Annotated in this window: 2 protein-coding genes; both read right to left on the bottom strand. The window is 42.3% G+C overall.

The window, feature by feature from the left end:
- On the bottom strand, window positions 1-2,427 hold a 2,427-nt coding region (locus PN499_RS26390), incomplete at its 3' end, for an ATP-binding protein (protein ID WP_272036124.1).
- A gap of 48 nt (window positions 2,428-2,475) precedes the next feature.
- Window positions 2,476-8,139: a trifunctional serine/threonine-protein kinase/ATP-binding protein/sensor histidine kinase gene (locus PN499_RS26395; protein ID WP_417063897.1), complete on the bottom strand. Its 5,664-nt coding sequence runs from the start codon at window positions 8,137-8,139 to the stop codon at window positions 2,476-2,478.
- Window positions 8,140-8,170: the final 31 nt, after the last annotated feature.

Consider the following 8,170-nt stretch of genomic DNA (forward strand, 5'->3'; position numbering starts at 1 on the left):
AACATAGAGTTTTAGGGTCAATTCATACTGACTTTGCCAACAATTTATCTCTAGTAGCCCAATGCCCGTTTGCAGATAAACTCTTGCCGCAGCATAAGCTGTAGAATTTCTGGCTTTCTGTCCTGCTTTTAAATTAAGTTGTGTCAGCTCTTCTTGCTCGCTCGGTTGTGTGAGTAATGCTCGTCCCCGGTTCAGGTGTCCGACAATATCAAACAGCTTTTCTGCTTGCTCTGAAACCGAGAGCTTTTGCTGAAGTAGCTGTCCAATTTGCAGGTGCGTTGCTTGTTTGTTGTCGTCAGGAATCAGCGAATAGGCTGCTTGCTGGACGCGATCGTGCAGGAAACGGTAGGCTGGATTAACGGTATCCTCTGAGTCAGACTGTTGTGTACCCTGAAAAAACTTGTAAATCTGACTCGTGGGTAAAATCAAGCCTTCCTGTAAAGCTCTCCACAATGCTGTTGCGGCATCGGTTAGCGATTGTTCTGAAACGATCGCCAATGTCTCTAAATCAAATTGAGCGCCAATACAGGCTGCAAGTTTGAGGACATTTTGGGTTGCATCGGGCAACTTTTGCAATTGCATTGCCATGAACTCGACTACATCATCAGTAAGCGAGAGCAATTTCACCGCTGCAATATCGCACTGCCAGTGTCCTACAGTGAAGTTATATATAATGTAGCCATCCTGATGCAAAGCTTTGAGAAATTGGGTAGCAAAGAAGGGGTTGCCTTGGGTTTTTTGATAAACTAACTCACTCAAAGGTTGCGCTGTGATTGTGGAACAACTGAGGGTGTCGGCAACCAAATCATTAATATGAGATTGACTCAAAGGATTTAGAGTTAGAGTGCTGACGATCGCTGAGTCTTTCTTCATCTCCTCTAATGTCAGCATTAAGGGATGTGCCGGAAAGACTTCGTTATCTCGGTATGCCCCAATCGTTAGCAGATAGCCCATCTCGCTTTGACTCATCAACACCTGCATCAAGCTTAGTGAAGCGGAATCTGCCCACTGCAAGTCATCGAGAAACATTACCAAAGGATGCTGCTGTGTAGCGAACAGGGCTATGAACTTGCCAAATAACAAGTTGAAGCGGTTTAAAGCTGCACTACCACTGAGTTCTGCGGCAGGTGGTTGTTTGCCGATAATTTGTTCGAGTTCGGGGATGACATCTATTAAAACTTGCCCATTTTCACCTAAAGCAGACAAGATTTTCTCTTTCCAATGCAAGAGCTGAGTATCGCTTTCACTTAATAGTTGTGCCATCAAGTCGCGAAAAGCTTGGACAAAGGCACTCAAGGGAATGTTGCGGTTGAACTGGTCGTATTTGCCTTTGATGAAGTAGCCGCGTTGTCTGACAATTGGTTTATGCACTTCGTTGACAACTGCGGTTTTGCCAATTCCCGAAAACCCAGCTACCAGCATCATTTCTGTTGCACCTTGGCTGACTCTATCGAATGCTTCTAGCAGGTTTTCTACTTCGGGTTCTCTGCCATAAAGTTGATCGGGGATGGTAAAGCGATCGCTAATATCTCGCTTACCAATTTCAAAATATTCTATCTGACCTGTGGTTTGTAATTGTTCTAAACAAATCTCCAAATCGTGCTTGATTCCCAAGGCAGTTTGATAGCGATTTTCAGCATTCTTTGCCATTAATTTGCTGACTATTTCTGATAAACTTAGGGGAGTTTCTGGATTAATTTGATGGATGGATATTGGGTGTTTAGCAAGATGACAATGGACTAATTCCATTGCATCTGCTGAGACAAAGGGGAGTTCTCCTGTCAACAATTCATAGAAAGTTACCCCCAGGGAATAAAAGTCACTGCGATAGTCAATGCCGCGATTCATTCTCCCGGTTTGTTCCGGAGAGATATAGGCTAAGGTTCCTTCTAAAACATTAGGATTTTGGATTTCCTGGGTTTCTCTGGGTAGGAGAGAAGAAATACTAAAGTCAATTAGTTTGATTTGCTTGGTATCTGGGTTAATCAGAATATTAGCAGGTTTAATATCTTTGTGAATGACGCAATTTTGGTAGAGATAGTGGAGAATATCTGTCAGTTGGATCGCAATGTTAAGAAATTCTGCTAAAGGTAAATATTTATTTGTTTTACTGTCATTTGTTGCTATTTTGAGAGAATGAGTAGATAGGGAGACTCCCCCAAAATCTTCCATCACTAAGGCATAGCTATTGTGATAGGCTTCTAGCGTTAGGGGTTGGATAATGCTAGGAAAGTTGAGATTTTTGGCAATGGTGTATTGGTTGCGAAATTGCAGGAGTTCAGTAAAGTTGGGATATTCATTTCGCAGGAGTTTAATAACAACGGGTTGTTGGTTACTAATACGGATGCCGCGATAGACGAGGGTGCGCGTACCTGCGTATAGTTCTTCTGTAATTTGATAGTTTGAAAAATTTCTGGGGGGGTGCATAACTCGTTTATCCTCTATTAGATAACAGGTGAATTTAATTATATTTTATTATTTGACAGGGATAGTGATCTCAAACACAGTACCCTCACTAGGTACAGAGCTAACTGTAATTTTTCCCTGATGTTTTTCTTCAATTATTTGACGTGCGATCGCTAACCCCAATCCCGTACCTTTCCCTACTTCTTTTGTCGTAAACAAGTGGTCAAATATCTTTTGCTTGACTGATTCATTCATTCCCAAACCACTATCAGCAATACTAATTTTCACCTGACGATCTACTAAGGAGGTTTGAATGGTAATCCGATTAAGATTAGCCTTGATTTCCCCAAAACTCCGCCCAATATTTGATTCTTCTAAGGCATCGATCGCGTTGGCGAGAATATTCATAAATACCTGGTTAAGCTGTCCAGGGAAGCATTCGATCGCCGGAATATTGCCGTAGTCTTTGACTACTTCAATAGCGGGTCGCTCATCGTTCGCTTTCAATCGATATTTGAGAATTAAAATCGTGCTGTCGATACCCTCGTGGATATTAAAAGGAACTTTATAGTCTTTGTCAGCCCTAGAAAAGGTGCGGAGTGAAGTGCTGATATCTTTGATGCGATCGCAGCCCAATTGCATCGAGTCAATCATTTTGGGCAAATCTTCGATAATATAGTCTAAATCGATATCTTCGGCATGGTCTGCAAGCTCTGTTTCCGGGGCGCGATCGCGATAGAGATTGAGATGCTCCACTAAGTCTTGAACTGTGGATTTAGCTTCATTCAAATTGCCAGAAATAAAGCCGACGGGGTTATTAATTTCATGAGCAACGCCAGCAACTAAATTCCCCAAAGCTGACATCTTTTCGCTTTGAATCATTTGCAATTGGGTTTGTTGCAAGTCATGTAAGGCTTGCTCTAACTCTTGAGATTTTTGGATGATGCCGGCTTCGGCTTGTTTGCGATCGCTAATATCCAAAAATAATCCATCCCAAACCATAGATCCATCGGCAAATTTTTGGATTTGAGATTCCCCGTGAATCCACTTGATAATTCCTGATGGGGTGATAATTCGCCCTTCCCAGTGCCAGGAAGATTCGGTTTGAATGGTGTGAGTTTGGGACTGTAGAAAACTTGCGATGTCATCTGGATGCACCATATTGTTGAAAAACTGCCAATTACAACTTGCTTGCTCTGGGGTAACTTCCAGCAAGTTGTAACAATTTGCACTAATGTACATCAACGACATAACCCCATCGGCACTCATGGAATATTGATAAACTACCCCAGGCACATTATTTACCAAGCTATGGAAGCGAGAGTTACTCGCACTCAATGAGTTCAGTGATTCCTCTAGTTGTTGAGCGTTTTCTAGCGATCGCTCATAAAGTCGGGCATTTTCTAGAGAAATTGCGGCTTGGGCGCAGAGTAAATTCAGTAGTTGGACGCGATCGCTCGTGAACGCCCCCGTTGTTAACTTGTTTTCTAAATACAAAATACCCAGTAACTTCCCTTGATGCAAAATTGGGCTACACAAGATACTTTTAGGTTGCTGACGCATGATATACGGGTCATGGGCTAAAGTAAGATCGGCACTGGCATCAATCAGCACAATAGTCTGCTGGTTATGCTTGACTTTGTAAATTAGCTTTAAGGGAATATCTTGGCTATCCTCAACGGCAAGGCTCTGCAATACAGTTGGCTCCGTTCCTAGCGTAATTGACCCTTTAATTAGTAAGCGATTGTCTCGTTGCAGCATCAACACACACTTATCAGCCCCCGCATTTTCAATGACGATCGAAAGTAACGATGAAAGCAGTTTTTCGAGTTCGATTTCGCCTGAGATAGTTTGGGAAGCTTTGAGAATGGTAGTTAAATCTAAAGCTACAGAGACACTACTACTGGAAGTGGCTCCCCTGGTGGAGGTGACACTTCCCAATGTAAAGATAGTTTCGTTAGTTGAGAGGGGAGAACGGGTTTGCTGTAATATCGGAGCAAGTAATTGGGGATAGCGAGTTTCTAAATCAGCGACTTTGGCTTTTGCACCCCAGCGAGCATAGGCATAGTAGGCTTGGGTGATGTATGACTGAGCTATGTGCTCTTTGCCCCATGCGAGGTAGAACTTTGCCGCCAGTTCATTGGCAAGGGCTTCTTCTTGGACATATTCGTTGGCTTTAGCTCCAGAAATAGCCTTGTCGTATAGCTCAATTGCTTCACTTTTCTGTCCTAAGACTCGACATTTTTCAGCTTCTACCAAATCAACCTTATGCTGATAATTCATCGGGGCATGGTGCGCCCAATGCTGTAACTTAGTTTGGTTTTCTGCCACCCGCTCTAATACTTTTGATAACTCCCCTAAAGATTGACTCGATAGTGCCAGAGCAATCAAAGAATCATAGAGATACAATGCAGGTTCACCGACTGTTCCCACACACCCAATTAAATAGTTTCTGCCCTCAACTGCATAATTGTTAGCTGATTCAAATTCCCCAAACAAAAAGCAAAGCATTAGCTTATACAAATAGAAGTAATACAACCCAAATAGGTCATTTCCAGACCGGAGCAGAGAGAGAAATTCCGTCTCTTGGAGGACTGACCCAGACAAAATGGTGGGATGCTCCGCAAAACCCAGTAAATTTAAAATAGATTGCCAATACATCAAACAGTAATTAGCTGATGTCAATTGGTTAATTGATGCTAAACCATTGTAGTAAGTGCGTGTATCTTGCTCCAAGGTAGCAAGGGGTTGACCGCACCAAAAAGAATGCCGACAGAAACTGTGGCCATTATATCCGGCGTATTCCAGGCTTCCGACTTCCAGAGCATTCGCGTAGCTCTCCCTAAAGAGTGGTAACGTTTCTTTGATGTGAGATTTGCGGTGGAGGATAAAACAAGCCAGCAACATTAATACTTCAGGTTTAGTCGCTTTAGCATCGAATTTTAAAACTACATTCAATGCCAACTGCCCAAACTGTATGGCTAAATCTACATCTTGCTGCATATTACAGACAACCAAGCTATAGCAAGCATAGTTAAAAGCTGAAGCAGATATATTGCCGTGCCGCAGGGATAATTTGACTGACAAGGTAGCCAGTAATGGATACAAAAGAGATCCACAGATGTAAGCTGCTGACATGATACTGCTGGCAATCTGGATAATGGCAATTTTGTTCGCATCTGTCATTACAGGGATGTGAACAAAATCTTCAACTTTCCGGTCTCCAATTAGTTCGCTAATTTCTTGAATTGACTGTTGAATATCTGCGGGTGTCGCTGTTTCTGGAATCGTTACGCTCAACTGTTGCAGCAGTCTCTGTCCGATCTCAATAGCTGTTGTCGGTTTATTCTGGCAGATATTTGCTTCAATTATAATGCAGTAAACATTGACCTTTTCTAGTAAAGAGTGTGCCTGTTCGATGACCATCTTAGTGAACTGTTCCATCGCCTCAAAGTCACCGCCTAGCATTGCCACTTCCGCTGCTAATTCATAGAAGGCGAGGGTAATTTCATACTGCTGTTGCCAAGCGTTTTCCCGCAACAGAGATAATCCCACTGCGGCATATTCACGAGCCGCTTGATAGGCGGTAGCGGCTTTGGCTTTGCGACAGGCGATGAGGTTAAGTTGTGCTAGTTCATCTCGTTCTGTTTGCTGGGTAATTAAAGACTTTCCGTGATTTAATTGATTAACAATTTCAAAAATACGGTCTTCTGTTGCTGAGGAGGAAATCTGTTGTAAAAGCAGTTGTCCGATTTGGTAATGAGTCGTCTGTTTTTGGTCGTCTGGAATCAGGGAATAGGCGGCTTGTTGTACTCGGTCATGTAAAAATCGATAAGTTGGATTCGCTGCTGTATCAGCAACCAATGCACTGTCAGACTGAATAAAGAACTTATAGATTTCTGTATTCGGAATAATCAAACCTTCTTGTAAGGCTTTCCATAAATCATCTGCGGTTATTTCCGGGGATTTTTCTGAAACAATCGCCAGGGTATTCAAATCAAACTGCGCCCCAATACAAGCAGCCAGTTTAAGAGTATTCTGAGTTGTCAGCGACAATTTCTGTAATTGTAGTGCCATAAATTCGACGACATCATCTGTTAGAGAAAGCGACCGGACTGCCGTAATAGCGGATTGCCAATGTCGTGTTTCCCAGTCAAAAGTAATGTATTTATCTTCATGCAATGATTTGAGAAACTGGGTGGCAAAGAAGGGATTACCCTGAGTTTTTTGGTACACCAATTCGGTCAAAGGTTGAGCTAAGGATAATTCGCAATTTAGCGTATCTGCTACCAACTGATTCAGATTGACTAAACTTAATGGTTGTAGTGTAATGGTGTTGACTGCTGCGCCAGTTTTAACTATTTCATCTACAGTGAGAATGAAGGGGTGAGCGGGTGACACTTCATTATCTCGATACGCACCCAAGACTAATAAATGTCCGGTTTCTGACATCAACAATTGCAGCAATTTCAGTGAGGCTGAATCCGCCCACTGCAAGTCGTCCAAAAATATCACTAAGGGATGTTCAACGCTAGTGAAAACTTGCACGAATTTCTGCATGAGCAGATTAAAGCGATTCTGGGCAGCAGTTCCTGATAGTTCTGTGGCTAATGGTTGAGCGCCAATAATGCCTTTGAGTTCGGGAATGACATCAATCAAAACTTGTCCGTTGTCTCCAACGGCTTCCAGAATTTTGCTTTTCCATGTTTGTAACTGAGCATCGGATTCAGAGAGCAATTGCCCCATCAAATCTCGAAATGCTTGCACAAAAGCACTGAAGGGAATGTTGCGATTAAATTGATCATATTTGCCTTTGATAAAATAACCCCGTTGTCTAACAATGGGTTTATGAACTTCGTTGATAACTGCTGTTTTCCCAATTCCCGAAAAACCAGCGACCAGCATCATTTCTGTTGCACCAAGGCTAACTCGCTCAAAGGCTTGTAATAAAGTTGATACTTCGGTTTCTCGACCATAGAGTTTTTCAGGGATGATGAAGCGATCGCTGATATCTCGTTGCCCAATCTCAAAGCTCTCAATCGAACCCGTTTCTTGGAGTTTAGTTAAACATTTTTCTAAATCAAACTTCAGTCCCAATGCACTTTGATAGCGGTTTTCAGCATTTTTTGCCATCATTTTTATCACGATATCACAAATAACTTGGGGAATTTCTTCTCTATTCCCTAAAAGTGGTGGTTGTTTGGCAATATGAGAATGTACCAACTCCATTGGATCGTTGGACGCAAAGGGCAACTTTCCTGTCAGTAACTCGTAGAAGGTGACACCCAAAGAATAAAAATCTGTACGGTAGTCAATTCCCCGATTCATTCGTCCTGTTTGTTCTGGGGAAATATAAGCAAGTGTTCCTTCTAACACATTGGGATTAATTAGTGTTTGGGTTTCCCTTGGTAGTAGAGATGCAATACTAAAGTCGATTAATTTGACTTGTTTAGTTTCAGGATTAATTAAGATATTGCTGGGTTTGATGTCTTTGTGAATAATCCGTTCCCGGTACAATATATCTAAGGTGTTGCAGAGAGCGATCGCGACTTCTAAAAATTCTCTCAATGAGAATGCGTTTTTCCCTTTAATCGCCCATTCGTGAAGAGAAATCCCCCCAAAATCTTCCATTACCAACGCATAACCATTCTGATAGGGTTCCAGGCTGTAGGTTTGGACAATCAGAGGTGAGTTGAGATTTTTGGCAATGGTATATTGATTGCGAAACTGCACGAGTTCGCTAAAGGTAGGATACTCATTTTTC

The organism is Kamptonema animale CS-326 (assembly GCF_028330895.1).
Classification (GTDB): Bacteria; Cyanobacteriota; Cyanobacteriia; order Cyanobacteriales; family Microcoleaceae; genus Kamptonema; species Kamptonema formosum.